This is a genomic window from Pseudoxanthomonas sp. GW2, from assembly GCF_000283075.1.
Classification (GTDB): Bacteria; Pseudomonadota; Gammaproteobacteria; order Xanthomonadales; family Xanthomonadaceae; genus Pseudoxanthomonas.
This window is the reverse complement of the sequence record NZ_ALIP01000131.1, coordinates 1-26,656: the sequence shown is the minus strand read 5'-3', so window position 1 is coordinate 26,656 and position 26,656 is coordinate 1. Positions and strand designations below refer to the sequence as shown.

The following is a 26,656-nucleotide window of genomic DNA, read 5'->3' as shown; positions in this document are numbered from 1 at the left end:
GGCGGCCCTGGCCCGCGCGCGGGCGCGCGCGGCGGCGGGGCGCAAGCCATGAGCAAGGTGGTACGCAAGCGCGCCTCGGGTCCCGGCGCCGCCGTCCCGGGACCGGCCGCCCGGCCCGCGGCCGCGAACAAAGCCGGCACGGCCGCGAAGGCGCGCAAGGCCGCGGCCAAGCCGCGCATCCGCGCCCGCGCCGGGCGGTTGGCGCCGGCGGAAGTACGCGAGCTGTTCTCGCGCCTGCGTGAGCTCAACCCGCATCCGACCACCGAGCTGGAATACAGCACGCCGTTCGAGCTGCTGGTGGCGGTGGCGCTGTCGGCGCAGGCCACCGACGTGGGCGTGAACAAGGCCACCCGGCGCCTGTTCCCGGTGGCCAACACGCCGCAGGCGATCCTGGCCCTGGGCGAGGACGGGCTGAAGCGCTACATCAACACCATCGGCCTGTACAACGCCAAGGCGGCCAACATCATCGCCACCTGCCGGATCCTGCTGGAACGCCACGGCGGCGAGGTGCCGCGCCAGCGCGAGGCGCTGGAGGCCCTGCCCGGGGTGGGCCGCAAGACCGCCAACGTGGTGCTCAACACCGCCTTCGGCGAGCCCACCATCGCGGTGGACACGCACATCTTCCGCGTCTCCAACCGCACCGGGCTGGCCCCGGGCAAGGACGTGCGCGCGGTGGAGGACGCGCTGCTGCGCACGGTGCCGGCGGAGTTCATGCAGGACGCGCACCACTGGCTGATCCTGCACGGCCGCTACGTGTGCAAGGCGCGCAAGCCGGACTGCCCGCGCTGCGTGATCCGCGACCTCTGCCGCTTCCCGGACAAGACCCCGGGCAGCGCCGAGGGCTGAAAAGGCCGGAGGCCGCAACGCGGCCTCCGGGATGGCCGGCCTCCCGCGCGGGAAGCCGGCATTGGCTGGCGACGCTCCCGCTTACTCGTCGCGGTCGCGGAACGGCTTGCGCGGCAGGCGCTCGTCGCGGTTGGCCGCATGCCAGGCGAACGAGGCAATGATCGCCGCGGCCTGCTTCAGGTCCTCCGGCACCACGTGGTCATAGGTGTCCAGATGGGTGTGGTGGACGCGGGTGAAGTAGTCCGCCGGGTCCTGCACGAACTGGAAGCCGGGCAGGCCGACGCGGTCGAACGAGACGTGGTCGGTGCTGCCGGTGTTGCGGGTGGTCACGATCTCCGCGCCCAGGTCGTGGAACGGCTCCAGCCAGGCCTTGAAGATCGGCACCACGGCGTGGTTCTCCTGGGCGTAGATGCCGCGGATGCGGCCGGTGCCGTTGTCGAAGTTGAAGTAGCCGGCGAAGCGGTCGTAGCCGCGCTTGCGCTGCAGCGGGCCGGTACCGCGCTGGAACGCGCGCGGCAGTGCCTTCTGCTCCGGATCGGTGGGTTCCGGCCAGTCGGCCAGGTACTTGGCGACGTAGCCGGCCGAGCCGTGCAGGCCCTGCTCCTCGCCGCCCCACAGCGCCAGGCGGATGGTGCGCTTCGGCTTGGCGCCGACCGCCTTGAGGATGCGCATGGCCTCCATCATCACCACCACGCCGGCGCCGTTGTCGCTGGCGCCGGTGCCGGTGTGCCAGGAGTCCAGGTGCGCGCCGATGACCACCACCTCGTCGGCCTTGCTGCCGCCCGGCAGGTCGGCGAACACGTTGCTCGCCGGCAGGTCTTCCTCGCTGGTGAAGCCGGCATCGATGTCAAGGCGCAGGCGCAAGTCCTGCTTGCGCTCGACCGCGCGCACCAGCTGGTTGTAGTGCTCGGCGGCGACCACCAGTTCGGTCACGCCCGCCGCCTCGCCGGCCTTGCGCGAGCCGCCGCCGGTGACGCGCAGGATGCCGTTGTCCCAGGAGCTGATCGACAGCGTCGCCAGCACGCCCTCCTCGGCCAGGAAGGCGTTGAGCTCGCGCGAGAATTCCTGGCGCTTGCGGTACTCGGCCAGGCGCTTCTGCTGCGCGCCTTCCTCGGCATCCTCCGGCACCGGGAAGGTCTGCAGCTCGCCCAGGTCGTCGTGGCTGTGGCGGCGGAAGTCGGGCTTGTCGTTCGGCTTGTACTTGCGCGCGTCGTCCAGCAGCACGATCTTGCCGCGCAGCTGGCCCTTGTGCTTCTCCAGGTCCTCGCGGGTCTTGAGCGCGGCCTTGACCACCTCGCCCTCGACCTGGCCCTGGGTGCCCGGCGTCCACGCCTTGGGCGCCGCGTGGATCGGCATCTGCCGCGGCGACAACATCTCCACGCGCGAGGCGCGGTATTCCCAGCCGCGGCCGAACGCCGGGTCGTAGACCTCCTCGTGCACGTTGGCCAGGCCATAGCCCTGCAGCTTGGCCTTGGCCCATTCGGTCGACCGCGCATAGGCGGGCGAATTGGTCAGGCGCGGACCGACGGTCTCGGTCAGCTCCTTGAGGTTGGCCGGCGCCTGCGACCTTGCGAATGCTTCCTGCCGGATCCTGGCCACCATGTCCAGGTCCACCGGCTCCCCTGCGTGCGCGCCGGACACGCCCGACGCCGCCACCAGTCCCGCCAACACCATGCTCGCAGCATGCCCGCCACTTCGTCTTACTCCCCTGTCAGGAACACAACCACCGACCCTCCGGCGCACGCGGCCCGGCGTGGAATCGGTCACGGAAAAGGCCGCGCCGGTTTCGCGCTACGCGCGAAACCGGCGCGGCCGAACCCCTATCCTAAGCGCAAGGGAGCCCGCGACGCGCCTGACTTCCGGCACATGCCCGCCGCGGCCGCGGCGGGCAGTGCACTACCGGGCCTCAGCCGGCCGCATCCACGGCGCGCCGGCTGCGGCGGATGCGCGGAACCGCGGCCGAAGCGCCGCGCGAACCATCCGCCCAGGTCGTCCACCACGGTATACGCGGCCGGGATCACCACCAAGCTCAGCAGGGTCGAGGTGATCAGGCCGCCGATCACCGCGATGGCCATCGGCGCGCGGAAGCTGGAATCGCCCGACAGGCCCAGCGCGATCGGCATCATGCCCGCGCCCATCGCCAGGGTGGTCATGATGATCGGCCGGGCGCGCTTGCGGCAGGCGTCGACCAGCGCGGCGTGCTGGCTCATGCCCTGCTCGTCCTCGGCGATCACCGCGTAGTCCACCAGCAGGATCGAGTTCTTGGTGGCGATGCCGATCAGCATCAGCAGCCCGATGAGCGCCGGCAGCGACAGCATGTTCTGGGTCAGCAGCAGCGCACCGAACGCGCCGCCGGCGCACAGCGGCACCGCCACGAGGATGGTCAGCGGCATCAGCGCATGGTTGAACAGCAGCAGCAGGACCATGTAGATGCAGGCGATGCCGGCGACCATCGCCAGCAGGAAGCCGACGAACAGCTCGACGAACACCTCCGCGTCGCCGGCGTTGAGGAACTCCACGCCCGGCGGCAGGTTGCGCACGCTTGGCAGCGACTGCACCTCTTCCATCACCTCGCCCAGCGGCCGCCCGCTCAGTTCCGCGGTCAGGGTGATGTTGCGCTGGCGCTGGTAGCGCGAGACCTGGGTCGGGCCGCTGCCCATGCCGATCTCGGCCACCGCGGCCAGCGGCACCGGGCCATTGCGCCCGTTCACCCGCAGCTGTCCGAGCAGCGAAGGATTGTCCAGCGCCGACTCGGCGAAGCCCACCCGGATCGGGATCTGGCGGTCCGGCAGGTTGAGCTTGGCCATGCGCTGGACGTAGTCGCCCGAGGTGGCGATGCGGGCGGCCTCGGCGATGTCGGCGGTGGACACGCCCAGGTCGGCGGCGCGCGCCGGGTCGGGTTCGATCCGGATCTCCGGGCGCAGCAGCGAGGCCGAGGATGTGATGCTGCCCAGGCCGGGGATGCCGCGCAGCTCGCGCTCCAGCGCCAGCGCGGTCTCGTTGAGCTGGCGCGGATCGTCGCCCGCCAGCACCAGCTGCATCACGTTGCCCGGTTCGGAGCTGATGTAGCTCACGCGCACGCCCGGCAGGACCGACAGGCGCCGGCGCACCTCGCGCTCCAGCGCGGTCTGGTCGCGCCCGCGCTCCTCCGCCTTGCCCCAGTCCAGCACCAGGGTGGCCTTGCGCGCCTCGCCCACCGGCGGCGCCGAAGGGTCGCCCAGGTCCAGGACGCTGCCCACCGTGGTGTAGACCTGCTTGAGCTCGGGCATGTCGGCCAGCATGTGGCGGGCACGCTCCGCCACCGCCACGGTCTGCTCCAGCCGCGTGCCCGGCGGCAGTTCCAGGCTCAGGTTGCTGCGCCCGAGGTCCGAGACCGGGATGAAGGTCGCGGGGATCAGCGGCACCAGGGCCAGCGAGGCGACGAACAGGCCGGTCGCGATCCACAGCGTGCGTGCGCGGTGGCGCAGGGCCGCGTCCACCCAGCCCAGGTACCAGCGCATCAACCGCGAATCCCGCTCCTCCCTGTCGTGCGGCTTGAGCAGGTAGGCGGCCATCATCGGCGTGAGCAGGCGCGCCACCAGCAGCGAGAACAGCACCGCGGTCGCCGCGGTCCAGCCGAATTCGCGGAAGAACTTGCCGGCGACGCCGGGCATGAACGCGACCGGCACGAACACCGCCGCCAGGGTCAGGGAGGTGGCGATCACCGCATTGCCGATCTCCCCGGCGGCCTCGCGGGCGGCCTCGAGCGGGGTCTTGCCCATGCGCAGGTGGCGGACGATGTTCTCGATCTCCACGATCGCATCGTCCACCAGGATGCCGACCACCACCGCCAGCGCCAGCAGGGTGATCATGTTGAGGCTGAAGCCCAGCCAGTGCATCACCGCGAAGGTCGGCACGATCGACAGCGGCAGCGCCACCGCCGAGACCCAGGTCGCGCGCCAGTCGCGCAGGAACAGCCACACCACCACCAGCGCCAGCAGCGCGCCTTCCCACAGCATCGTCATCGACGAGTCGTATGAGCGGTGGGTCTCGTCGATGGCGGTGGTGACCAGGCGGAAGTCGATGCCGGGATGGTTGGCCTTGAGCTGCTCCAGCGCCGCCTGCACCCCGGCCTCCACCTCGACCTCGCTGGAGCCACGGGTCCGGGACATGGAGAAGGCGACCACCGGCTTGCCGTCCAGCAGGGCGGCCTCGGCCGGATCGGCGGCGGCGTCGCTGACCCGCGCCAGCGCCGACAGCCGCACCGCGCGCCCGTCGGGCAGGCTGATGCTGTAGTCCTCCAGCTCGCGCGCATCGGCCACCGTGCCGATGGTGCGGATCACCTGCTCGCCGCCGGCCCGCAGGACGCGGCCGCCCGCGCGCTCGACCTGGATCTTCGCCAGCTGCGAGGACACATCGCCGGCGGTGACGCCGAAGGCCTGCAGCGCATCGGGATCCAGGTCCACGCGCACCTGGCGCTCCACGCCACCCACGCGCGTGACCTCGGCCACGCCGGGCACGCCGTACATGGCGCGGGTGACCTCGCGGTCGACGAACCAGCTGGCCTCGTCCTGGCTCATCCGCGGCGCGACCAGCGCATAGGTCATCAGCGCGCCGCCGATGTCCACCTTGGAGACCACCGGTTCCTGGATGTCCTGGGGCAGGTCGGTGCGGACGCGGGTGACCGCGTCACGGACGTCGTCCAGCGCGGTGGCCAGGTCCACCTCGAGCTGGAACTCGACCATGGTGGTGCTCACGCCCTCGTTGACCGAGGACATGATCCGCTTGACGTTGGGGATCGTGGCCACCGAGTCCTCGATCCTGCGGGTGACCTCGGCCTCCAGCTGGGTCGGGGAGGCCCCGGGCAGCACCACGGTGACCGTGGTCATCGGAAAGGCGATGTCGGGAAAGCGCGCCACCGGCAGCCTGTGGAAGCCCCACAGGCCGGCCACGCACAGCACGAAGAACACCATCACCGCCGGCAGCGGCCGGCGGATGGCCCAGGCGGAGATGTTCATGGCGCGCCGGCCTCCGTGTCCGTGTCCGCGACCACGCGCACGCGGTCGCCCTCGCCAAGGAAACCGGCGCCCTTCACCACCACCTGGCGGCCAGGCTCGAGTCCTTCGACGATCTCGATCCGCCCCGCCTCGGCCAGGCCGGTGCGCACGCGCCGCCGCTGCACCACCTGGCCATCGTCGAGCACGAACACGTAGGCGTGGCCGTCGCGCTGGACCACCGCCTCGCTGGGCAGCATGAGCGCCTGGCCTGAGCCGGTGACGATGCGCCCTTCCAGGTAGGCGCCGGCCTTCAACGGACCGGGCTCGGGCAGGTCGACGTAAAGCGTGCCAGTGCGTGACTCCGCGTCCACGCCGGGACTGACCGCGCGCACGCGGCCGCTGATGGTGCTGCCCTGGTAGGCCAGCTCCACCGGGTTGCCGACCTCGACCAGGGCCAGCTGCCGTTCGGGCAGTTCCGCGCGCCATTCGAGCCGGCCGTCGCGGATCAGGCGCAGCAGCTCGGTGCCGGCGGCGACCACCTGGCCCGGCTGCACCATCCGCCTGGAGACGATGCCGTCGGCCGGCGCACGCAGCTCGGCGAAGTCGCGTTGCAGCTGCGCCGCGTCGCGCCGCGCACGGGCGGTGGCCAGCTGCGCCTCGGCCTGGATGCGCAGCGCGCGCAGCTCGTCGAGCTGGCTGGCACTGATGAGCTGTCGCGCGGCGAGGGTCTCGGCACGACTGTAGTTGGCGCGCGCCAGGGCGAGCGCGGCCTCGGCCTCCTGCATCGACGCACGCGCCTGGGCCAGTTCGCTGTCCAGGGTGCGGTGGTCCAGGGTCAACAGCACCTGGCCGGCACGCACCTGCTGCCCCACGTCCACGTTGAGCGCGGTGACGCGCAGTCCGTTGAGCTCGACGCCCAGCTGCATCTCCTCGTAGGCGGCCACCGGACCGGAGACGCGCAGGCTGCGCGCGACCTGCTGCAGGCGCGGCGCCTCCGCCGTCACCGCAGGCGGTTGCGCGGCCTCCTCCGTTGCCTCGCCGCCGCAGCCGGCCAGCACTGCCAGCAGCGCCATCGCCAGCACGGGCTGGCGCAGGATCCTTGCTTTCATGGGAACTCCAGTCACGATCGCAGACCGCGCCCTGGACACGGGTACGGCTCGGGTTGGGGTGGGAACGACTTCAGGAGCGGGAGGCGCGCGCCGCCAGGTCGGGCGGACGCCATTGCACGATGGCAGGCATCACCGCTTCCTCCCCCGGCCGGCCGCCACGCGCCGCTCGACACCGTCCAGCAGCAGCTCCAGGCCTTCCCTGAAACGCGCGTCGAAGTCTGGCTCCAGCAGCGCATCGCGCGCATCGCGCAGGCAGGGACAGCCGTCCTCGACCGCATCGGTGAACGCCTGTTTCAGCAGCGCGACCTGGTCCGGATCGGTAGGCAAGGCCTGCTCCTCGATCACGAAGCCAAGCACGTAGTGCATGACGTGCAGGCCAGCGGTGGCCGCGAACTCCGGCTCCGCGCCGGCGTCGCGGAAGGCCTGGACCAGGGCCTCGGTCGTGCGCAGCACGTTCCTGCTCACGGCGAAGGTGCCGGCGTACACGCGTGCGCCGTCGCGCCGCGACTTGAAGGCCTGGCGCAGCTCGGCGCCGATCCGGTGCACGGTTTCGCGCCAGTGGGCACCGGTGGGAATGTCCCGGGCCACGCCTTCCAGCAGTGCCTCGGACATCGCGTCCAGCAGGTCGCGCTTGTCGCGGAAGTGCCAGTACAGCGATGGCGCGCGCACCCCGACCGCGCAGGCCAGCTTGCGCAGGGTCATGCCGTCCAGGCCTTCCTCGTCCAGGAGGCGGAAGGCGGTTTCGATGATCTTGTCGCGCTGCAGGGCCATGGCAGGCTCGCCTAACACCGTTAGGCCAAGAAGCTAACAGTGTTAGGCAGGGGCATGCAAGCCCCCTGATCGCCGCCGGTTTTCCGGCCTCAGGAACGACGGACGCCCCGCATTGCGGGGCGTCGCGTCGGGACGGACTGCCGGGTTACCAGCTGAACTGGGTGCGCACCGCGTACTGGCCGGTCTCGTCGCCGGTGAGCTCGTTGTCGCCGCGGGTGTAGTTGAACATGAAGCGCAGGTTCGGGTTGACGTAGTAGTTCAGGCCCACGATCGCGCTGCTCGCCTTCCGGTCCGCCACGTCCTCGTTCTCGATGGTGTCGTAGCGCGCGGTCAGTTCCCACAGCCCGCGATCCCCCCTGGGCGAGCCGAACACGCCGGTGCCACTCTTGTAGACCTTGTGCCCGCCGTTGAGCAGCCAGCTGCCCTGCAGGTACCAGGCCGCCACGTCCTGGTCGCCGCCCAGCGGCTGGCCGAAGCGGGCGTTGGCGTACTCGCCCTGGAAGAACAGCGGGCCGAACGCGCCGGCGACTTCCAGGCCGTAGGCGGTGACGCTGTCGCCGCTGGCGCCGGGGGTGGTGGCGATGGCAAGCGAGGGCCCGCGGCGGCCGGCGTAGTTGGCCGTGGCGACGAGGTCGGCCGAACCCTTGTTGGCATCCTCGCGGCTGGCCCAGGCGCCGAAATGCAAGGTGCTTTCGGCGGTGTTGACCGGCGCGAAGGTCACGCGGCCGGCGGCGCCCATGCCTTCGTTGCGCGGCCCCGCGGCGCCACGCAGGTTGAACACGCTGAAACCGGCGGTGTAGCGGTCGCCGGCGCGCAGGTAGCCCACGCCCTGCTGGAACTGGCGGCCGCCGAACAGGCCGGTGGCGGAGGCGAACGGGCGCTCCATCATCAGGATCTCGTTGGAGCTGGTGAGTTCCTCCATCGAGCGGTAGGGCTTGAAGTGGCCGATGGTCAGCTTGCCGCCGCCCAGGCTGGTGGCGATCCAGGCGTCGCGCAGGCCGTCGAGGTTGCTGCCGGCGGCGAAGTCCTGCTCCAGCTTGTAGTCCCAGCCCAGGGCCTTGCCCGACAGGGTCAGGCGCGCGCGCCGGAATTCGCTGGTGCCCGTGGTGGCGGCCAGGTCGCGGTCGAAGGCGTAGGCGTCGAAGTGGACGCGGCCGCCCAGCGAGGCTTCGAACTTCCTGTCCGCCGAGGTGAGCTTGATGCCTCCCCTGGTTTCGACCCTGGGCGTGGTGGTGGTGATCGCCTCCAGGTCCTGCCGGGTCTCGACATTGATGTCCGACTGCGCATCGGTGCGGGTCTCCAGCTCGGCGACCCTGGCCTGCAGCGCGGCCAGCTGCTCCTTCAGCCGGGCCAGTTCGGCGGGATCGGCGGCGGAGGCGCTGCTGGAAACACTCATGCCAAGGGCCGCGGCGAGCGCAACGGCAAGATGGATATGACGCATGGAAGGCTCTCTTTGCGGGAATGGGAATCGGCGCCGCGGCGGGCGGCACCGGTCGGGCGCCGGGCAGCTTGCGCGCGCCACCTGACAGCCATGCGACACCCGCATGACCGGACGATGACGGCGCGCGTGCCGGCCGCCAGGGCTGTCATCGCCGCGTCACCGCCCTGACCCGGCGCTGTCATGCCCCGGCGCTGCAATGCGCCGCGACGGGTGCCCGGCAGGCACCCGCGTCTTCCACCCGCTATGGAGTCATCCCTGGTGAAACCCTCGTTCAAGACCCGCGTGGCCGCCGCCCTGGTCGCGGCTGCCTCGACCCTTTCCCCTGCGCTGGCCAACGACGCCACCGGCGCCGGCGCGTCCTTCATCTATCCGGTGATGACCCGCTGGTCGGCCGACTACAAGGCGGCCACCGGCAAGCAGGTCAATTACCAGTCGATCGGCTCCGGCGGCGGCATCGCCCAGATCAAGGCCGGCACCGTGGACTTCGGTTCCTCCGACAAGCCGCTGGAGCCGGAGGAGCTGGCCCGGCACGGGCTGGCCCAGTTCCCATCGGTGATCGGCGGCGTGGTGCCGATCGTCAACGTGCAAGGCATCGCGCCCGGCGCGCTGAGGCTGGACGGCCCCACCCTGGCCGCGGTCTTCCTGGGCAATGTCACGCGCTGGAACGATCCGGCAATCGCCGCGCTCAACCCGGGCCTGTCCCTGCCGGAGGCGCGCATCACCGTGGTCCACCGCTCCGATGGCTCGGGCACCACCTTCAACTTCGCCAACTACCTGTCCAAGGTCAGCCCGGAGTGGAAGCAGAAGGTGGGCGAAGGCACCTCGTTGCAGTGGCCGGCCGGCATCGGCGGCAAGGGCAACGAGGGCGTGGCCGCGTACGTGAAGCAGGTCAAGGGCAGCATCGGCTACGTGGAGCTGTCCTACGCGCTGCAGAACCGGCTGGCGCACGTGGCGCTGAAGAACGCCGCCGGCCGCTTCGTGCAGCCATCGGAGGAGAGTTTCGCCGCGGCCGCGGCCAGCGCCGACTGGGGCGCGACCCGCGACTTCCACCTGGTGATGACCAACGCGCCCGGCGAGGCCTCCTGGCCGATCACCGCCACCAACTTCATCCTCATGCACAGGCAGCCGAAGAACCTCGCCGGCGCGCGCAACGCCAAGGAATTCTTCCGCTGGGTTTATGCCAACGGCGACGCCCAGGCGCGCGAGCTGGACTACGTGCCGCTGCCCGACGCGCTGGTGCGCCAGATCGAGGGCTACTGGGCGCAGAACATGAAGTACTGACCAGGTTCGCGCCGGGTCTCTCTCCCCGACGCAACACCCGGAGCGCGGCCACGGCCGCGCTCCGTTCTTTACAGGTTCCTGAAAGGCGCGACGGCCGCTGTCATACGGGTGTCACGAAAACATCATTTGATGTGCGCATCCGCCGGCCAGCCGGCACGAACACAGGTCCCGCCCAATGACGCGCTTCCCTACCCGCCTCCTCATCCTGTCCCTGGCCGCGGCGCTGTCGCTGTCCGCCTGCGGCGATGGCAATGCTCCGGCCGACACCAACGGCACCGCCGGTGAGCCCGCGGCCGGCAGCAGCGAAGCGGTGACCGCGCAGATCTCCGGTGCCGGCGCCTCGTTCATCTACCCGCTGGTGTCGCGCTGGTCGGCCGACTACAACGCCGCCACCGGCCACAAGGTCAACTACCAGTCGATCGGCTCCGGCGGCGGGATCGCCCAGATCAAGGCCGGCACCGTCGACTTCGGCTCCTCCGACAAGCCGCTGCCGCCGGAAGAGCTGGCCGAGGCCGGCCTGGGCCAGTTCCCCTCGGCCATCGGCGGCGTGGTGCCGGTGTTCAACGTGGCCGGCATCGAGCCCGGCCAGCTGCGCCTGACCGGCCCCCTGCTGGCGGACATCTTCATGGGCCGCATCACCCGCTGGGACGACCCGCAGCTGGTCGCCGCCAACCCGGGCCTGGCGCTGCCAGCCGAGAAGATCACCGTGGTGCACCGCTCCGACGGCTCGGGCACGACCTTCAACTTCTCCAACTACCTGTCCAAGGTCAGCCCGCAGTGGAAGGACAGCATCGGCGAAGGCACCTCGCTGCAGTGGCCGAGCGGCGTGGGTGGCAAGGGCAACGAGGGCGTGGCCGCCTACGTGCAGCAGATCAACGGCAGCATCGGCTACGTCGAGCTGGCCTACGCGCTGCAGAACGGCATGCCTTACGCATCTTTGCAGAACGCCGCCGGCCAGTGGGTCCAGCCCAGCGCCGACAGCTTCGCCGCCGCCGCAGCCAGCGCCGACTGGGCCAACGCACAGGATTTCAACCTGGTGATCACCAATGCCCCGGGCGAGGCCGCCTGGCCGATCACCGCGACCAACTTCATGCTGATGCCCAAGGCAGGCCAGGGACCCGGCCCGCAGCCAGGCCACCCTGGAGTTTTTCCGCTGGGCCTTCGAGCACGGCCGCGAGCAGGCCCACGCGCTGCACTACGTGCCGCTGCCGCCGGAGCTGGTGCAGCAGATCGAGGCCTACTGGGCCAGCGAGTTCAAGTAAGCCGGCACGCCCGCGCCACACCGCGTCCCCTGCGCCGCCGGGCGGCGGTCCGACCCTCCCCGGACCGCCGCCCCGCGCGCACCTATTCCCAGCGAGCCGATGAACACCATCACCCTGCACGCCAGCCAGGCCGACGCGCGCGAGCGCAGCGACGCCCGCGCCGACCGGATGTTCCGCTACGCCCTGACCGCCTGCGTGGCCTTCGTGCTGGTCGCCCTGGCCGGGGCGGCGCTGTCGATGCTATGGGGCGGGCGGGACGCGCTGCAGACCCAGGGCCTGAGCTTCTTCTACTCGGCCGAATGGAACCCGGTCGAGAACCGCTTCGGTGCCCTGGTGCCGATCTACGGCACCCTGGTGACGGCGCTGATCGCCATGGTGGTGGCGGTGCCGGTGAGCTTCGGCATCGCCTTCTTCCTCACCGAGGTGGCGCCGCGCTGGCTGCGCGGGCCGGTCGGCACGGCCATCGAGCTGCTGGCCGGCATCCCCTCGATCATCTACGGCATGTGGGGCCTGTTCGTGCTGGTGCCGGTGATGACCGAGTACGTCACCCCGTGGCTCAACGAGAACCTGGGCACCGCGCCGGTGATCGGCCCGCTGTTCCAGGGCCCGCCGCTGGGCATCGGCCTGCTCACCGCCGGCTTCGTGCTGGCGATCATGGTGATCCCGTTCATTTCCTCGGTGATGCGCGAGGTGTTCCTGACCGTGCCGACCCGGCTCAAGGAATCGGCCTACGCGCTGGGTTCGACCCGCTGGGAAGTCAGCTGGGACATCGTGCTGCCGTACACCCGCTCGGCGGTCATCGGCGGTATCTTCCTCGGCCTGGGCCGCGCCCTGGGCGAGACCATGGCGGTGGCGTTCGTGGTCGGCAACGCGGTGCGCCTGTCGCCCTCGCTGCTGGAGCCGGGCACGACCATCGCCGCGCTGATCGCCAACGACTTCGGCGAGGCCACCGAGACCTACCGTTCCGCGCTGCTGCTGCTGGGCTTCGTGCTGTTCATCGTCACCTTCGTGGTGCTCGCCATCGCCCGCCTGATGCTGCTGCGCCTGGCCCGCCGGGAGGGCAACTGATGTCCGCCACCACCGCGCTGTACCTGCGCCGCCGCGTCGTCAACGTCGTCGCCCTGGTGCTGTCCTGCGCCACCGCGCTGTTCGGCCTGTTCTTCCTGGGCTGGATCCTGTGGACGCTGGTAGCCAAGGGCATGGCCGGCATCGACTGGAACCTGTTCACCCGCATGACCCCGCCGCCGATGCAGGAAGGCGGCCTGGCCAACGCGTTCTTCGGCAGCGCGGTGATGTGCGTGATGGCGATCGCCATCGGCACCCCGCTGGGCATCGCCTCCGGCACCTGGCTGGCCGAGTACGGCAACGCGCGCAAGGCCGGCACCGTGGTGCGCTTCGTCAACGACATCCTCCTGTCGGCGCCATCGATCGTGCTGGGCCTGTTCGTGTACACGCTGTACGTGATGCAGACCGGCGGCAACTTCTCCGCCTTCGCCGGCGCGCTGTCGCTGGCCTTCATCGTGCTGCCGGTGGTGGTGCGCACCACCGACGAGATGCTGCGCCTGGTGCCGGTGCAGATGCGCGAGGCCGCGCTGTCGCTGGGCATCCCGCAGTGGAAGGTGATCGTGCAGGTGCTCTACCGCAGCGCCAGCGCCGGCATCGTCACCGGCGTGCTGCTGGCCCTGGCCCGCATCTCCGGCGAGACCGCGCCGCTGCTGTTCACCGCGTTCGGCAACCAGTACTGGAGCACTCATGTCTTCCAGCCCATGGCCTCGGTGCCGGTGGTGATGAACCAGTTCGCTGCCAGCCCGTACGAGTCCTGGCAGGTGCTGGCCTGGGCCGGCGCCCTGGTACTGACCGTCTTCGTGCTGCTGGTGAGCCTGGCCGCACGCGCCCTGCTGCTGCGCAACCGGATCTCCCATGACTGACCCCGCCCTGGACCTGGCCATGAACCTCCCCGAGACCACCTCCGCCAAGCCGCTGTCGCTGGCCGCCGTCGCCCGTCCGGAGGCCGCCGCGGCGCCGGTCAAGCTCGCGGCACGCGGGCTGGACTTCTACTACGACCGGTTCCATGCGCTGAAGGGCATCGACCTGGAGATCCCGGAGAAGCGCGTCACCGCGCTGATCGGCCCCTCCGGCTGCGGCAAGTCCACCCTGCTGCGGGTGTTCAACCGGATCTACGCCCTGTACCCGAAGCTGGAGGCGCGCGGCCAGGTGCTGCTGGACGGCGAGGACATCCTCTCGCCGAAGTACCCGATAAACCGGCTGCGCTCGCGCGTGGGCATGGTGTTCCAGAAGCCGGTGCCGTTCCCGATGACGATCTTCGAGAACGTGGCCTACGCCATCCGCCACCACGAGCGGCTGTCGAAGGCCGAGCTGGCCGGGCGCGTGGAGCAGGCCCTGCGCCAGGCCGCGCTGTGGGACGAGGTCAAGGACAAGCTGCGGCAGTCCGCGCTGGGCCTGTCCGGCGGCCAGCAGCAGCGCCTGTGCATCGCCCGCGCGGTGGCCCTGCGCCCGGACGTGCTGCTGCTGGATGAGCCGACCTCCGCCCTGGACCCGATCTCCACCAGCCGCATCGAGCAGCTGGTGGAGGAGCTCAAGCGCGACTACACGATCGTCATCGTCACCCACAACATGCAGCAGGCCGCGCGCGTATCCGACTACACCGCGTTCATGTACCTGGGCGAGCTGGTGGAACACGACCGCACCGAGACGATCTTCTCCAGTCCCTCGAAGCGGCAGACCGAGGACTACATCACCGGCAGGTTCGGCTGACGCCGAACCTGCCGGTGCGGGATTGGGGATTCGTGATTGGTGATTCGTAAGAGCAAACCAACGCTGCCACCTGAATCCCTAGTCCCGAATGCCTAATCCCGAACCAAGCACCGGAGGTGCTGAATGCATATCGTCAGGAGCTACGACGAGGAACAGCGACAGCTGGTCGAACAGATCATCGACATGGGGCATGTCGCGGTGGCGCAGCTGGAGGCGGCGCTGGACGTGGTCGAGCGCCGCGACGACTCCGCAGCGCGGCGGGTGGTCGCCAACGACGACGCCATCGACGATGCCGAGCGGCGGATCAGCCACGAGGTGATGCTGCTGGCCCTGCGCGGACCGCTTGCGCGCGACCTGCGCGAGATCCTGGTCGGGGTGCGCATCCCCGCGGACATCGAGCGCATCGGCGACTACGCCGCCAACGTGGCCAAGCGCTCGATCGCCCTCAACACCGCGCCCCCGCTGCCGCATACCGCTGGCCTGCGGGCGCTGGGCATGCTGGCCGCCGGCCAGGTCCGCCAGGCCCTGCGCGCCTACCGCGAGGGCGATGGCGAACTGGCCCTGCAGGTGCGCGACAACGACGCGCGCCTGGACCAGCAATACACCGCCCTGTTCCGCGAGCTGCTCACCTACATGATGGAGGACCCGCGCACCATCACCCCATGCACGCACCTGCTGTTCATGGCCAAGAACCTGGAGCGGATCGGCGACCATGCCACCAACATCGCCGAGAACGCCTGGTTCCTGCTGCACGGGGAACCGCCCCCCGAGCCGCGCGACAAGCGCGACGGGACCGCGGCGGCGGCCCCGCCCTGAACCGGCGCGCGGTCCCGCGGGCCGGCGGTGCCCCCGCCGGGGCCGCCGTGAAGTACCCTTGCGGGCATGACCGAAAGCGATCTGGACGACCTGCACAAGGACGAGACCCCGGCCGCGCCTCCCGGCGCGATGGCGCGCCGCTTCCGCGGCTTCCTGCCGGTGGTGGTGGACGTGGAAACCGGCGGCTTCGACTGGAACCGCCATGCCCTGCTGGAGATGGCGGCGGTCCCGATCGAGATGGACGAGCAGGGCCTGCTGGTGCCCGGCAAGACCGCCAGCGCGCACTTCATCCCCGCGCCCGGCACCGAGATCGATCCCAAGTCGCTGGAAGTGACCGGCATCGACCTGGACCACCCGTTCCGCCTGGCCAAGCCCGAGCGCGACGCACTGGGCCACGTGTTCAACCAGGTCCGCGCCGCGGTGCGCCGGCACGGTTGCCAGCGCGCGATCCTGGTCGGCCACAACGCCCACTTCGACCTGAACTTCGTCAATGCCGCGGTGGCGCGCAGCGGGCACAAGCGCAACCCGTTCCACCCGTTCAGCGTGTTCGACACGGTGACCCTGGCCGGCGTGGCCTACGGCCAGACCGTGCTGGCGCGGGCGATGCAGGCGGCCGGGTTCGAATGGGACGCCAAGGAAGCGCATTCGGCGGTGTACGACGCCGAGCAGACCGCGCGCCTGTTCTGCCGCATCGCCAACGCCTGGCCCTCGCCGCTGCCGGGCTGAGCGCCGCTCAGCCCAGCTGCAGGCGGTCGCGGCCCTCGCGCTTGGCCCGGTACAGGGCCGCGTCGGCGCGCCGGTACAGGTCCTCGGCGTCCTCGCCCGGGCGCAGTTCCACCAGGCCCAGGCTGAAGCTCACCTCCAGGTCCTCCAGGCCGGCCCAGGGCCGGTGTGCGCGGGTCCGCGCCTGCAGCCGCTCGCAGGCAGGCAGTGCTTCCTCCAGCCGGGTATCGGGCATCAGCAGCGCGAACTCCTCGCCGCCCAGCCGCGCCACCAGGTCCGAGCCGCGGCGCTGGCCGTGCAGCAGCTGGCCGAACTCGCGCAGCACCTGGTCGCCCACGCTGTGCGAGCGGGTGTCGTTGATCCGCTTGAAGTGGTCGATGTCCAGCAGCGCCAGGCACAGCGGATGCGCGCCACGCCGGGCCAGGGCCAGGTCGCGGGCCAGGGTTTCCTCGAACTGGCGCCGGTTGGGCAGGCCGGTCAGGGCGTCCTCGCGGGCCTGGCGGGCATAGCCCTCGGCCTGCTCGCGCAGCTGCTCCAGCAGGCCGGCACGCTCGCGGTCGATTTCCTGCAGCCGCTGCGCCTGCGCCTTCAGGTCGGCGGTGCGCGCGTCCACCAGCTGCGCCAGGCGCCGGTTGCTGGCCTGGTAGCTGTGCACGCGGTAGCGGTACAGGCCGTACAGCAGCAGCAGCGCCAGCAGCGCGCCGCCGATGCGCACGTCGCTGCGCTGCCACCACAGCGGCCGCACCTGGAACGACCAGCGCGCCGCCTGCGGGCTCCACGCCCCGCCCGGGTGCGCGGCCTGCACCTCCAGGGTGTACTGCCCCGGCGGCAGGCCGATGAATTCCACGTCGCGGCGGGTGCCGCGCTCGACCCAGCCGCCGTCCAGGCCGTGCAAGCGGGTGCGGTAGCGGATCCGCTCCGGCAGCAGGTAGCTGAGGCCGGCATAGGTCACCGCCAGGCGGCTGCCGCCCGGCAGTGCGGTGGTCGCGCGCCAGTCCAGCGCCTGCCCGTCCACGCTCACCGCCTCGATCACCGGCGGCGGCGCCGGCCGGTCGGCGTAGCGCGCCAGCCGCTCCGGGTCGACGCTGGCGGCGCCGGCGGCGGTGGCGAGCCAGATGCTGCCGTCGCGCCGCCGGATCGCCGCCGGCGAGGAGCTGCCATTACCCTGCGAGCTGGGCAGGCCGTCGATCTCGGTGTAGTGCTGCAGCGGCAGGCGGCCGCTGCCGGCCCCGTCGGCGGCGGCCTCCAGCGCCGCCAGCGGCACCCGCAGCACGCCGCGGTTGCTGGTGATCCAGGCATCGCCGGCGGTGTCGGCCAGCAGCGAGAACACCGCGTCCACCGGCAGGCCCTGCTCCAGCCCGACCCGCGCCGGACGGCCATCGCGGATGCGGAACAGGCCGCGGTCGCTGGCCACCCATACCGCCCCGCCGACCTTGTGGAAGCCGAACACGGTGCGCGGGTCGCCGCCGGCGCGCTCCAGCGGCAGCTTTTCCACCGTGCCATCGGCGCGCAGCACGCTGGCACCCTCGACCGAACCGATCCACAGCTCGCCGTCGATCGCCGCCAGCGCGGTCACCAGGCCCTGCGGCATCCCGGGCACCGGCGGCGGCGGAAGCACGCCGGCGTCGTCGACCACCACCACCCCGCGGCGGGTGCCGACCCAGGCCCGGCCGTCGCCGTCCACCGCGATCGCGCGCACGTGGCCGCTGGGCACGCCCTCGGCCTGGCCGTAGTGCTGCAGCAGCCGGCCCTGGCGCAGGCGGAACACGCCATCGGCGAAGGTACCGACCCACAGGTCGCCCTCGCGGCCCTCGGCCAGGCTCAGGATCGAGGGCACCGGCGCGTTGCCGCCCGGCAGCGGCACCGGGTGGAAGCGGCCGTCGGCGCCGAGCCGGTCCAGGCCGCCGCCGCCGCCCACCCACAGCGTGCCGGCCGAGTCCTCCAGCAGCGCGCGCACGTATTCGCCGCCGAGGCCGTCGCGCCGGGTCCAGCCGGTGAACAGCGCCTCGCGCAGGCGGAACAGGCCGCCGTTGGCGCCGATCCAGATGCCGCCCTCGGCATCCTCCAGCAGGCTGGCGATGCGGCCGTTGGTCAGCCGCTCCGGCGGCAGCCATTCCTGCCCGTGCGGGCCGATCCGGGCGACGCCGCGGTTCTCGGTGCCCAGCCACAGGTAGCCCTCGCGGTCCTGCAGCATCGAGGTGAAGTAGCCGGCGCCGGGCAACACGTGCACCGCGGCGAAGCGGCCGTCCCCGCGGCGGCGGAACACGCGTTCGCCGGCCGCCAGCCACAGCGTGCCGTCGGGGGCGATGTAGGGCCAGACCAGGCCCGCGGGCAGGCCATCGGCGGGACCGAAGCGCCGCCACTGGCCATCCACCGCGCGCACGACCAGGCCTTCCAGGGTGCCGATCCACAGGTTGCCGGACGCATCCACGGCCATGCGCGGGAAGCTGGCCGGCAGCGGGATCCCCGGCGGCGGCGCGATGTACTCCAGGCGCCCGTCCGGCTGCACGCAGCCCAGGCCATGGTTCTCGAACAGCAGCCACAACCGGCCGCCGCCGTCCATCACCATGTCGTGGACCAGGGCGCGGGGCCACTCCGGCGGGCGTTCCAGGTATTCCCAGGCGCCATCCGCGCCCAGGCGGCCAAGGTTGCCCCGCGAGTCGCTAAGCCACAGCCGCCGCTGCGGGTCCAGGTACAGCGCGCCGACGCCGTTGTCGCGCAGGCCCGGCCGGGTGCCGCGGTGGAACGGGGTGAACTCGACGCCGTTGTAGCGGACCACGCCCTCCCAGGTCGCGAACCAGAGGTAGCCCTCGGCGGTCTGGGCCATGTCGCGCACGGAGTTGTGCAGCAGGCCGTTGCGCGTGCTCCAGGCGTCGATCGCGTAGTCGCGCAGCGGCGGTGGACCCGGCGGCGCGGCCAGCACCGCCGCCGGCAGCCACGCCAGCAGGCACAGCAGCAGGGCCTGCGCGATGCGCAACCGGCATCCGCGGGTGGTCCACCGGGATCCGCTCGGCCGCATCACGCCCCCTGTCCCCGCCGCCCCCTCAGCCGCCGCGCTGGCGGACCGCCTCGAACAGGCAGATGCCGGCGGCCACCGACACGTTGAGGCTTTCCACGTCGCCGGGCATGGGGATGCGGACCAGGCCGTCGCAGGTCTCGCGGGTCAGCCGGCGCAGGCCATCGGCCTCGCCGCCCAGCACCAGGGCGACGTTGCCCTTGAGGTCCACGCCGTAAAGGGTGTCGTCGACCTCGCCGGCCAGGCCGTAGGCCCACACGCCCAGCTTCTGCAGCTCGCGCAGGGTGCGTGCGAGGTTGGTGACCTGCACCACCGGCAGGCGGTCGGCGGCGCCGGCCGAGGGCTTGCGCACGGTGGCGTTCACCGGTGCCGACTTGTCCTTGGGGATGACCACCGCGGTGGCGCCGGCGGCCAGCGCGCTGCGCAGGCAGGCGCCGAGGTTGTGCGGGTCCTGCACGCCATCGAGCACCAGCAGCAGGGCCTTGCCTCCGGCGGCCTCGACCAGGCCGGGCAGCTCGCTTTCGTCCCAGGTCCTGGCGGCGGCGTAGCGCGCGGCGACGCCCTGGTGGCGGACGTTGCCGCCGATGCCGTCCAGCGCCTGGGTGGCGACCTTGCGCACCTCGATCCCGTAGCGGCGGGCCTGCTCCTCGATCTCGACCAGGCGCGGATTGCGCGCACCGGAGTCGACCAGGACCTCGCGCACGTGCTCCGCATCGTTCTCGATGGCGGAGGCCACGGCGTTGACGCCCACCACCCACTGGTTCTGCTTGCTCATCGACTGCACGGCCACGTAAGGAAGGCCGGCATTATCGCATCCCGCCGCGATCGCCGCCGGCGCGGGCCTTCAGCCGTGCGCGGGCCACCAGGCCGGCGCCGCGGCTCCGCTCCAGCAGCGGGGCGAACTAACCGCCGAAGGCCTTCCGGCAGATCCGGCAGTGGCAGGTCGAGGCGGCACCCGGGGTACCGGTGGCGCGGAAGCGGACCGCACCGCAGTGGCAGCCGCCGCCATCGTCCGGGCTTGCGCCATGGCCGCCCACGGCCCCGTCCTCAGTACTTGCGCTTGGGCCGCTTCGCCGGCTGGCCGCGCGGTGGCAGCGGCGGCAGGCCGCCGTCGGCGTCGTCCGGGACCAGGCGGAAGTCGATCTTGCGGTCCTCCATGCTGGCCTTGAGCACCACGATCCGCACCCGGTCGCCGAGGCGGAACTCCAGCCCGCGGCGCTCGCCGGTGAGCATCTTCCGCATCGGGTCGAACTGGTAGTAGTCGTGCGGCAGCTGGGTCACGTGCACCAGGCCGGTGACCTTGGACTGCTCCAGCTCCACGAACAGGCCGAAGCTGGTCACGCCGCTGACCACGCCGTCGAACTGGCCGCCGACGTGCTTCTCCATCCACGCCGCGCGGTAGCGCTCGTCGACTTCGCGCTCGGCTTCGTCGGCGCGGCGCTCGCGCTCGGAGCACTGCAGCGCCAGGCCGGCCATGTCGCGGGCCGAGTACAGGTAGCCGTCGGGCTTGCCGCGCTTGAGCGCGTGCTTGATCGCGCGGTGCACCAGCAGGTCCGGGTAGCGGCGGATGGGCGAGGTGAAGTGGGCGTAGGCCTCCAGCGCCAGGCCGAAGTGGCCGACGTTGTCCGGCGAGTACACCGCCAGGCTCTGGCTGCGCAGCAGCACCGACTCCAGCAGGGTGGCGTCGGCGCGGTCGCGCACCTTCTTCAGCAGGCGGGTGAAGTCGCCGGGCGTGACCTTGCTCCACGGCGGCAGGCTCAGCCTGAACTCCTTGAGGAACTCCAGCAGGTCCGCGTACTTGGATTCCGGCGGCTTCTCGTGGATGCGGAACGGCGCCGGGATCCGGGTCTTCAGCAGGTAGCGCGCGGCCTCGACGTTGGCCGCGATCATGCATTCCTCGATCAGCTTGTGCGCGTCGTTGCGCGGCAGCATGCCGGCCTGGGTGACCTCGCCGCGGTTGTCGAGCACGAAGCGCACCTCGGTGGTCTCGAACTCGATCGCCCCGCGCCGGGCGCGGGCGGCGGCCAGCACCTGGTAGAGCTGGTACAGGCGCTCGACCTGCGGCATCAGTGCGCCGACCTGCGCCTTCGCCTCCGGGTCGTCCTCGCCCACCGCCTTCCACACCTGGGTGTAGGTCAGGCGCGCGTGCGAGTTCATCACCGCCTCGTAGAACTTCGAGCGCACCACCTCGCCCTCGTGGTCGACCTGCATGTCGCACACGAAGCACATGCGGTCGACCTTCGGGTTCAGCGAGCAGATGCCGTTGGAGAGCGTCTCCGGCAGCATCGGCACCACGAAGCCGGGGAAGTACACCGAGGTGGCGCGCTTCTGCGCCTCCTCGTCCAGCGGCGTGCCCGGGCGCACGTAGTGGGAGACGTCGGCGATCGCCACCACCAGGCGGAAGCCCTGGCGGTTGGGCTCGCAGTACACCGCGTCGTCGAAGTCCTTGGCGTCCTCGCCGTCGATGGTCACCAGCGGCAGGTCGCGCAGGTCCACGCGGTCGCCGATCATCGACGGCTCGACCTGCAGCGGGATCGCGGTGGCCTCGTCCAGCACCTCCGGCGGGAACTCGTGCGGCAGGTTGTGGCCGTGGATCGCGGTCTCCACCACCAGCGACGGGGTCAGGCTGTCGCCCAGCACCGCCACCACCTTGCCGATCGGCGGGCGCCGGGTGTCCGGCGGGGCCACCAGCTCGCACACCACCAGCTGGCCTTCGCGCGCGCCGCCGGTGGCGTCCGGCGGGATGTGCAGGTTGCGCTGCATGCGCGCGTCGTCGGGGACCACAAAGCTGATGCCCGCCTCGCTGCCGAAGCGGCCGATCAGCCGGTGCACGCCGCGCTCGAGCACGCGGGCGATGCTGCCCTCACGGCGGCCGCGGCGGTCGATGCCGGTGACGTTGGCCAGCGCGCGGTCGCCGTGCATGACCTTGCGCATCTCGTACGGGGCCAGGAACAGGTCGTCGCCGCCGCCGTCCGGGCGCAGGAAGCCGAACCCTTCCGGGTTGGCGATCACGGTGCCGGGGATCAGGTTGGTCTGCTCGAGCGGGGCGAAGCCGCCGCGCCGGTTCTGCACCAGCTGGCCATCCCGCACCATCGCGCCCAGGCGCTTGCCGAGGGCCTCGAACCGTTCCGGATCGCCGTCCAGCCCGAGCAGGGCCGCCAGCTGCGCATGGGTCTGCGGGCCATCCGCCTCCTCCAGGGTGGCGAGGATCGCCTCGCGGCTGGGGATCGGATTGTCGTAGCGCTGGGCCTCGCGCTCGGCGAAGGGATCGGGCCCCGCCGCGATCACCCGCCGTGGCGCGCGCACCGCCGCCCCGGCCTTGCCCGGCCGCGCCGCGGGCGCCGGCTCCGGCATCCACGGTGGCAGCTTGTTGCCTGCCTGGCGCCCTGCGCCGGCCTTGCCGCCCGCCGTCCTGCTTCCCTTGCCTGCGCCGGCGCCGCCGGCTCCCTTGCGGCTGCCGCCGCGACTTCCAGTCTTCTTCATGGGCCGATCCTACACCCCGGCTGCTGTACCGGACCCGGGGTCCGCCGCGACCGCCGTGCACGGACCGTTGACATTGCCTTCGCGCGCCTCCAGAATGCGCCGCCTCACCTGCCCAGGTGGCGGAATTGGTAGACGCACTAGTTTCAGGTACTAGCGGGTAAAACCGTGGAGGTTCGAGTCCTCTCCTGGGCACCAAGACACCGGCTTTCGGGCCTACGAAGAACCCCGCCAACGGCGGGGTTTTTTTGCATCCGGCGTTCCGCCCCGCGCCGCGCGGGGACTGTTGACAGGTGCAACCGCCTCCCGCAGAATTGCCGCCCTGCGCCGCCCAGGTGGCGGAATTGGTAGACGCACTAGTTTCAGGTACTAGCGGGTAAAACCGTGGAGGTTCGAGTCCTCTCCTGGGCACCAACGGCGCAGCGGCCAGACGGCCATCGATGAACCTCGCCCCGGCGAGGTTTTTTCGTATCAGGGCCCGCGAACGTGGGCATCACCAGGCCCCCGGCGTCCTTCTGGCACGATCCGGGTCCGCGCAGGGGGATGCATAGGCATGGACCCACAACAGATCGTCTTCCTCGCCATCCTCGGCGCCGCGCTGGCACTGTTCGTCAGCGGGCGCATGCGCGTGGACCTGGTGGCGATGCTGGCCCTGCTCGCGCTGGCCTTCACCGGCGTCCTCGACGCGCGCCAGGTCCTGGCCGGGTTCTCCAGCGAGCCGGCGATCATCGTGGTCTCGGTCTTCGTGCTTTCCGCCGGCCTTTCCGCGACCGGCATCACCGACCGCATCGGCGCGGCGATCGGGCGCGCGGCCGGCGGCAGCGAGTGGCGCACGATCGCGGTGGTGATGCCAGCGACCGCCGCCCTGGCCGCGTTCTCGCACCACGTCATGGTCACCGCGATGATGCTGCCGATCCTGATGCGGCTGGCGCGGGAACGGCAGCTGGCGGCCTCGCGCCTGCTGATGCCGATGTCGCTGGCCGCCTCGCTGGGCACCACCCTGACCCTGTTCAGCGCGCCGGCCTTCCTGCTGGCCAGCGACCTGCTGCAACGCGCCGGCGGCGAGGGCCTGGACATCCTCGCCGTGACCCCGATCGGCGCGGTGCTGGTGGTGCTGGGCACGGTCTACATGCTGCTGGCGCGCTGGCTGGTGCCGCGCCGCCAGGGCGAGGCCCCGCAGGGCGACTACATGCGCCTGGAGCGCTACTACACCGAGCTGCTGGTCGAGGAAGGCTCGCCCTGGGTCGGGCGCACCCGGCGCGAGTTCGACGAGGCCTTCAGCGAGCGCCTGCAGGTGGTGGACTGGCTGCGCTACGGCATGCGCCGGCGCCGGCAGTCCGGCGACAGCCCGCTCGCGGCCGGCGACGTGCTGCTGGTGCGTGCCTCGCCGGACGAGATCGCCTCGATCAAGGACGAGCCGGGCCTGGCCCTGCACGCGGTGGCCAAGTACGGCGACAGTCCGCGCCAGGGCGGCCAGGCCGAGCTGCTGGGCGACGAGCAGCTGGTGCAGGCGGTGGTCGCGCCGCACTCGGAGTTCATCGGCCGCAGCGTGGCCGACATCGACTTCCTGCGCACCCTGGGCGTGGTCGTGGTCGGCCTGTGGCGGCGCGAGGGTTGGCTGCACGGCGAACTGTCGGAGATGCGCCTGGAAGAAGGCGACCTGCTGGTGCTGTGGGGCCGCGAGGCCGACATCCGCCCGCTGTCCTCCCACCATGGCTTCATGATGCTGATGCCGTTCCAGGGCCGCGGCCAGGCCCGCCGCCGCGCGCCGGTGGCGCTGGCGATCATGGCCGCCACCGTGGTCGCCGCGGCCACCGGGCTGCTGGCCCCGCAGGTCGCCTTCCTCGCCGGCGCGGTGGCCATGGTCCTGTGCCGCTGCGTGCCGGTGGAGGAGGCCTACCGGCAGGTCGACGTGCGCATCTACGTGATGATCGCCGGGGTGATCCCGCTGGGCATCGCCATGGAGCGGACCGGCACCGCCCAGGCCGTGGCCGACCTGCTGATGGCCCACGCCGCCCAGTGGCCGGTGTTCGGGCTGCTACTGGTGATGTTCTGGACCGCCGCCCTGCTCACCCAGATCCTGTCCGACGCCGCCACCACCGTGCTGCTGGCGCCGATCGCGCTGGCGGTGGCCGAGGCCCTGGGCCTGCCCCCTGCCCCGTTCGTGGTCTGCACCGCGATGGGCGCGGTGGCCTCGTTCCTGACCCCGATCGGCCACCACGGCAACCTGCTGATCCTCAACCCGGGCCGCTACACCTTCGGCGACTTCCTGAAGGTGGGGGTGCCGCTGACCCTGCTGATCGGCCTGGCCTCGGCCTGGATGGCCCGCGCCCTGTGGCTCGGCGGCCCGCTGCTGCCTTCCCTGCCCTGAGCGGCGGGCGCCGGGCGGCGGCACGCGGGTAGAATCGCGCTCCTGTCCCGCAGCTGTGCCCGCAATGACCGAAACCATCCGCCCCGCCTTCCACGGCTTCGAACAGATCCCGCTGCGCGAGTACGCCGAGCGCGCCTACCTGGACTATTCGATGTACGTGGTCCTGGACCGCGCCCTGCCGTTCCTCGGCGACGGGCTCAAGCCGGTGCAGCGGCGCATCATCTATTCGATGAGCGAGCTGGGGCTCAACGCCGCGGCCAAGCCGAAGAAGTCGGCGCGCACCGTCGGCGACGTCATCGGCAAGTACCACCCGCACGGCGACTCGGCCTGCTACGAGGCCCTGGTGCTGATGGCCCAGCCGTTCTCGTACCGCTACCCGCTGATCGAGGGCCAGGGCAACTTCGGCTCGCCCGACGACCCCAAGTCGTTCGCGGCCATGCGCTACACCGAGGCCAAGCTGACCCCGATCGCCGAGGTGCTGCTGGGCGAGCTGGGCCAGGGCACGGTGGACTGGACGCCGAACTTCGACGGCACCCTGGAGGAGCCGAGCTGGCTGCCGGCGCGCCTGCCGCACCTGCTGCTCAACGGCACCACCGGCATCGCCGTGGGCATGGCCACCGACGTGCCGCCGCACAACCTCAACGAGATCGTCAGCGCCTGCGTGCGCCTGCTCGACGACCCGGACGCCAGCGTCGCCGACCTGTGCGAGCACGTGCGCGGCCCGGACTACCCGACCGAGGCGGAGATCATCACCCCGCCGGCCGAGCTGCGCGCCATGTACGAGAGCGGCAGCGGCAGCGTCCGCGCCCGCGCCACCTGGCAGAAGGAGAACGGCAACTTCGTCGTCACCGCCCTGCCCTACCAGGTCTCCCCGTCCAAGGTGATCGAACAGATCGCCTCGCAGATGCGCGCCAAGAAGCTGCCGTGGCTGGAGGACATCCGCGACGAGTCCGACCACGCCAACCCGGTGCGGGTGGTGCTGGTGCCGCGCTCCAACCGCGTGGACGCCGAGCAGCTGATGGGCCACCTGTTCGCCACCACCGACCTGGAGAAGAGCTACCGGGTCAACCTCAACGTCATCGGCCTGGACGGCAAGCCGGCGGTCAAGAACCTGCGCACCCTGCTGGAGGAGTGGCTGACCTTCCGCACCGACACCGTGGTGCGCCGGCTCAAGCATCGCCAGGAGAAGGTCGAGCGCCGCCTGCACCTGCTGGAAGGCCTGCTGGTCGCCTTCCTCAACCTCGACGAGGTGATCCGCATCATCCGCACCGAGGACGAGCCCAGGCCGGTGCTGATGGCCCGCTTCGGGCTGACCGAGGAACAGGCCGACTACATCCTCGAGACCAGGCTGCGCCAGCTGGCCCGGCTGGAGGAGATGAAGATCCGCGGCGAGCAGGAGGAGCTGGCGAAGGAGCTGGAACGCATCCTCGCCACCCTGGACAGCAAGGCCAAGCTCAAGAAGCTGGTCAAGGACGAGCTGCTGGCCGACGCCAAGAAGTTCGGCGACGCCCGCCGCTCGCCGCTGGTGCAGCGCGAGGCCGCGCACGCCATCGACGAGACCGAGCTGGTGCCCAGCGAGCCGGTCACCGTGGTGTTGTCGCAGAAGGGCTGGGTGCGCGCGGCCAAGGGCCACGACGTCGATGCCGCCGGCCTGTCCTACCGCGAGGGCGACGCCCTGCTGGCGGCGGTGCGCGCGCGCAGCACCTGGCAGGTGGCCTTCATCGACTCCCAGGGCCGCAGCTACTCGACCCCGGCGCACACCCTGCCCTCGGCGCGCGGCAACGGCGAG

Annotated in this window: 17 protein-coding genes, 2 tRNA genes and 1 pseudogene; 12 read left to right on the top strand and 8 right to left on the bottom strand. The window is 71.4% G+C overall.

Annotated elements, in window-relative coordinates; genetic code table 11:
* The first annotated feature begins 48 nt into the window (after positions 1-48).
* Entirely contained in the window at positions 49-846 is a 798-nt protein-coding gene (gene nth, locus B351_RS0111950; protein WP_019399277.1) for an endonuclease III, read from the top strand.
* An 81-nt stretch (positions 847-927) separates the two neighbouring features.
* On the opposite strand, the gene B351_RS0111940 is transcribed toward nth, so the two are convergent.
* The 5 genes from B351_RS0111940 to B351_RS16760 form a co-directional block, all read right to left on the bottom strand.
* Positions 928-2,520, bottom strand: coding sequence for a M20/M25/M40 family metallo-hydrolase (locus B351_RS0111940; RefSeq protein ID WP_019399276.1), 1,593 nt, complete (start codon positions 2,518-2,520; stop codon positions 928-930).
* A gap of 146 nt (positions 2,521-2,666) precedes the next feature.
* Positions 2,667-5,843 carry an efflux RND transporter permease subunit gene (locus tag B351_RS0111935; protein WP_019399275.1) on the bottom strand — a complete coding sequence of 1,059 codons (3,177 nt, stop codon included), beginning with the start codon at positions 5,841-5,843 and terminating at the stop codon, positions 2,667-2,669.
* A complete protein-coding gene (locus B351_RS0111930; RefSeq protein ID WP_026010657.1) occupies positions 5,840-6,931 on the bottom strand; it encodes an efflux RND transporter periplasmic adaptor subunit in 1,092 nt (363 codons plus the stop codon). Before B351_RS0111930 ends, B351_RS0111935 begins: the two co-directional genes overlap by 4 nt.
* Positions 6,932-7,060: 129 nt before the next feature.
* Positions 7,061-7,702: a TetR/AcrR family transcriptional regulator C-terminal domain-containing protein gene (locus tag B351_RS0111925; protein WP_019399273.1), complete on the bottom strand. Its 642-nt coding sequence runs from the start codon at positions 7,700-7,702 to the stop codon at positions 7,061-7,063.
* A gap of 145 nt (positions 7,703-7,847) precedes the next feature.
* The gene (locus B351_RS16760) at positions 7,848-9,098 is read right to left on the bottom strand and encodes a porin (RefSeq protein WP_019399272.1); all 1,251 of its coding nucleotides are present in this window, start codon (positions 9,096-9,098) and stop codon (positions 7,848-7,850) included.
* 288 nt (positions 9,099-9,386) lie between these two features.
* Here B351_RS16760 and pstS (B351_RS0111915) point away from each other — a divergent pair, with 288 nt between their 5' ends.
* From pstS (B351_RS0111915) to rnt, 7 genes and pseudogenes are all read left to right on the top strand, one after another.
* Positions 9,387-10,424: a phosphate ABC transporter substrate-binding protein PstS gene (pstS, locus tag B351_RS0111915; protein WP_019399271.1), complete on the top strand. Its 1,038-nt coding sequence runs from the start codon at positions 9,387-9,389 to the stop codon at positions 10,422-10,424.
* Positions 10,425-10,599: 175 nt separating this feature from the next.
* Positions 10,600-11,686: pseudogene (pstS, locus tag B351_RS17385) on the top strand (phosphate ABC transporter substrate-binding protein PstS).
* Between the two features lie 99 nt (positions 11,687-11,785).
* Positions 11,786-12,754: a phosphate ABC transporter permease subunit PstC gene (pstC, locus tag B351_RS0111900; protein ID WP_019399270.1), complete on the top strand. Its 969-nt coding sequence runs from the start codon at positions 11,786-11,788 to the stop codon at positions 12,752-12,754.
* A complete protein-coding gene (gene pstA, locus B351_RS0111895; RefSeq protein WP_026010655.1) occupies positions 12,754-13,614 on the top strand; it encodes a phosphate ABC transporter permease PstA in 861 nt (286 codons plus the stop codon). Before pstC ends, pstA begins: the two co-directional genes overlap by 1 nt.
* Positions 13,615-13,633: 19 nt before the next feature.
* Positions 13,634-14,461 carry a phosphate ABC transporter ATP-binding protein PstB gene (gene pstB, locus B351_RS0111890; protein ID WP_019399267.1) on the top strand — a complete coding sequence of 276 codons (828 nt, stop codon included), beginning with the start codon at positions 13,634-13,636 and terminating at the stop codon, positions 14,459-14,461.
* Between the two features lie 123 nt (positions 14,462-14,584).
* Positions 14,585-15,277: a phosphate signaling complex protein PhoU gene (gene phoU, locus B351_RS0111885; protein WP_019399266.1), complete on the top strand. Its 693-nt coding sequence runs from the start codon at positions 14,585-14,587 to the stop codon at positions 15,275-15,277.
* A gap of 129 nt (positions 15,278-15,406) precedes the next feature.
* Entirely contained in the window at positions 15,407-16,003 is a 597-nt protein-coding gene (gene rnt, locus B351_RS0111880; protein ID WP_186828153.1) for a ribonuclease T, read from the top strand.
* Positions 16,004-16,010: 7 nt separating this feature from the next.
* On the opposite strand, the gene B351_RS0111875 is transcribed toward rnt, so the two are convergent.
* From B351_RS0111875 to rnr, 3 genes are all read right to left on the bottom strand, one after another.
* Positions 16,011-19,019, bottom strand: a complete 3,009-nt coding sequence (locus B351_RS0111875; RefSeq protein WP_083852446.1) for a two-component regulator propeller domain-containing protein — start codon at positions 19,017-19,019, stop codon at positions 16,011-16,013.
* A gap of 25 nt (positions 19,020-19,044) precedes the next feature.
* On the bottom strand, positions 19,045-19,791 hold the full coding sequence (gene rlmB / locus B351_RS0111870; RefSeq protein ID WP_019399263.1) for a 23S rRNA (guanosine(2251)-2'-O)-methyltransferase RlmB: 747 nt from the start codon (positions 19,789-19,791) through the stop codon (positions 19,045-19,047).
* 272 nt (positions 19,792-20,063) lie between these two features.
* Positions 20,064-22,499 (bottom strand): ribonuclease R, encoded by a 2,436-nt coding sequence (rnr, locus tag B351_RS0111865; protein ID WP_039731562.1) that lies wholly within the window; start codon positions 22,497-22,499, stop codon positions 20,064-20,066.
* Between the two features lie 110 nt (positions 22,500-22,609).
* Between rnr and B351_RS0111860 the strand changes: the two genes are divergently transcribed.
* From B351_RS0111860 to parC, 4 genes are all read left to right on the top strand, one after another.
* Positions 22,610-22,694 (top strand) — tRNA-Leu (locus B351_RS0111860).
* Positions 22,695-22,825: 131 nt separating this feature from the next.
* Positions 22,826-22,910, top strand: a tRNA-Leu gene (locus tag B351_RS0111855).
* 139 nt (positions 22,911-23,049) lie between these two features.
* Positions 23,050-24,867 (top strand): SLC13 family permease, encoded by a 1,818-nt coding sequence (locus tag B351_RS0111850; protein ID WP_019399261.1) that lies wholly within the window; start codon positions 23,050-23,052, stop codon positions 24,865-24,867.
* A gap of 64 nt (positions 24,868-24,931) precedes the next feature.
* On the top strand, positions 24,932-26,656 hold a 1,725-nt coding region (parC, locus tag B351_RS0111845; protein WP_019399260.1), incomplete at its 3' end, for a DNA topoisomerase IV subunit A.

Coding starts and splice junctions, on each gene's coding strand:
- B351_RS0111935 (WP_019399275.1), bottom strand. CDS start 5,843: ATGAACATCTCCGCCTGGGCCATCCGCCGGCCGCTGCCGGCGGTGATG.
- pstB (WP_019399267.1), top strand. CDS start 13,634: ATGAACCTCCCCGAGACCACCTCCGCCAAGCCGCTGTCGCTGGCCGCC.
- B351_RS0111850 (WP_019399261.1), top strand. CDS start 23,050: ATGGACCCACAACAGATCGTCTTCCTCGCCATCCTCGGCGCCGCGCTG.
- B351_RS16760 (WP_019399272.1), bottom strand. CDS start 9,098: ATGAGTGTTTCCAGCAGCGCCTCCGCCGCCGATCCCGCCGAACTGGCC.
- B351_RS0111930 (WP_026010657.1), bottom strand. CDS start 6,931: ATGAAAGCAAGGATCCTGCGCCAGCCCGTGCTGGCGATGGCGCTGCTG.
- B351_RS0111875 (WP_083852446.1), bottom strand. CDS start 19,019: ATGCGGCCGAGCGGATCCCGGTGGACCACCCGCGGATGCCGGTTGCGC.
- phoU (WP_019399266.1), top strand. CDS start 14,585: ATGCATATCGTCAGGAGCTACGACGAGGAACAGCGACAGCTGGTCGAA.
- B351_RS0111940 (WP_019399276.1), bottom strand. CDS start 2,520: ATGGTGTTGGCGGGACTGGTGGCGGCGTCGGGCGTGTCCGGCGCGCAC.
- rnt (WP_186828153.1), top strand. CDS start 15,407: ATGGCGCGCCGCTTCCGCGGCTTCCTGCCGGTGGTGGTGGACGTGGAA.
- rnr (WP_039731562.1), bottom strand. CDS start 22,499: ATGAAGAAGACTGGAAGTCGCGGCGGCAGCCGCAAGGGAGCCGGCGGC.
- pstC (WP_019399270.1), top strand. CDS start 11,786: ATGAACACCATCACCCTGCACGCCAGCCAGGCCGACGCGCGCGAGCGC.
- nth (WP_019399277.1), top strand. CDS start 49: ATGAGCAAGGTGGTACGCAAGCGCGCCTCGGGTCCCGGCGCCGCCGTC.
- pstA (WP_026010655.1), top strand. CDS start 12,754: ATGTCCGCCACCACCGCGCTGTACCTGCGCCGCCGCGTCGTCAACGTC.
- B351_RS0111925 (WP_019399273.1), bottom strand. CDS start 7,702: ATGGCCCTGCAGCGCGACAAGATCATCGAAACCGCCTTCCGCCTCCTG.
- pstS (WP_019399271.1), top strand. CDS start 9,387: ATGGAGTCATCCCTGGTGAAACCCTCGTTCAAGACCCGCGTGGCCGCC.
- rlmB (WP_019399263.1), bottom strand. CDS start 19,791: ATGAGCAAGCAGAACCAGTGGGTGGTGGGCGTCAACGCCGTGGCCTCC.